This window comes from Paenibacillus sp. P4_A7, assembly GCF_056402455.1.
Genome location: NZ_JBFUHJ010000802.1, coordinates 1 through 1164, shown reverse-complemented (window position 1 = coordinate 1164; position 1164 = coordinate 1). Strand labels below are relative to the sequence as shown.

1 protein-coding gene and 1 pseudogene are annotated in these 1164 nt (G+C 47.9%); both read right to left on the bottom strand.

Annotated elements, in window-relative coordinates:
• Positions 1-100: 100 nt before the first annotated feature.
• Positions 101-784, bottom strand: coding sequence for a DnaD domain-containing protein (locus AC1DWN_RS34120; RefSeq protein WP_477563243.1), 684 nt, complete (start codon positions 782-784; stop codon positions 101-103).
• A gap of 24 nt (positions 785-808) precedes the next feature.
• A pseudogene (locus AC1DWN_RS34115) lies at positions 809-1164 on the bottom strand (acetate kinase); the annotation flags it as partial.

Genomic DNA, 1164 nt, shown 5'->3' with positions numbered 1-1164 from the left:
TGCTTATAGCCTTCTATCGAACCTCCCAAGGAGGTTTTAAGCCCAAATAATGGGCTTACAGCTTCCTTATACGCAATCACCTTGCATAAACGACCACTTCTTATCCTCTACCGCCGCCTCTAAACTTCTGAGAGTGGGCGCGCGCTTCATCCGCGTTGGTCACCCGATTGCGGCTCCACTCAATTAAGATGCGATCAATATAACGCAAGCTTAGCTTACCTGCGAAGACCGCTTCCTTCAGAGCAAAACGGATGATTTCATCCGTGTAGCGATCTTCATCCAGCCAACCGCTGATCGTCTCACATTCCATTGGAGACAATAAGCGTCCCAGCTCCTGCTCGAATACGCTGAACAAATCAGATGCAGAAGCTGCAAGCGGCTTCTCAGGCTGCCGCTCCGCTTTCTTCGATTCCCGCTTTTCGTCCGCGGTTACCTGTGCCGCTTTAAGCAGCCAGCCGCTCCAGTTATATCGTTCAGAATGCATCCCTGTCCCGCTGTCGACATACTCATCTATCGTTAGGAAGCCGTCCTTCATCAGTCTGCCCAGCATTTGCCCCACTTCTCGGACAGTCGTTCCCATTCGCTGAGCAAGCTCCTCTGGAACGGGGAAGTCATTTAAATCCGCTTCCATGTAAACCATTATTTGCATAAGGAGCATAGCTTCCGTATCTGACAACTCGAGCTTTCGGTAAGTGCGAAGCAGCATTGCGGATATATGTACACCGCCCTCTTGCAGCGCCGCGGCCATACCGTGCGAATACGCCTTCCAGATCTCGTTGTTCATTTCCTGCCACCCCCTTAGAAACCATTAAGACGTTTTGGAATCTAAAACTATTTTATAGGTATCTCTTGCGATCAATAACTCCTCGTTCGTTGGAACAACAAGCACTTTTACACGGGAGCTGTCTGTTGATATGGTCCTAGCTTCATCGCTGCGTACTGCATTCCGCTCTTCATCAAGTTCAATACCAAGAAACGACATGCTCTCGCATACTGCTTTACGCAAGACGACTGAGTTTTCTCCAACACCTGCAGTAAAAACAAGGGTATCAAGTCCATTCATTGCTGCCGTATATGCGCCAATATATTTTTTCAATCTATAAATGTACATCTCAAAAGCTAATGTTGCGTTTTTATCGCCTTCCTGCATAGCATCCGTTATTT

Coding starts and splice junctions, on each gene's coding strand:
- AC1DWN_RS34120 (WP_477563243.1), bottom strand. CDS start 784: ATGAACAACGAGATCTGGAAGGCGTATTCGCACGGTATGGCCGCGGCG.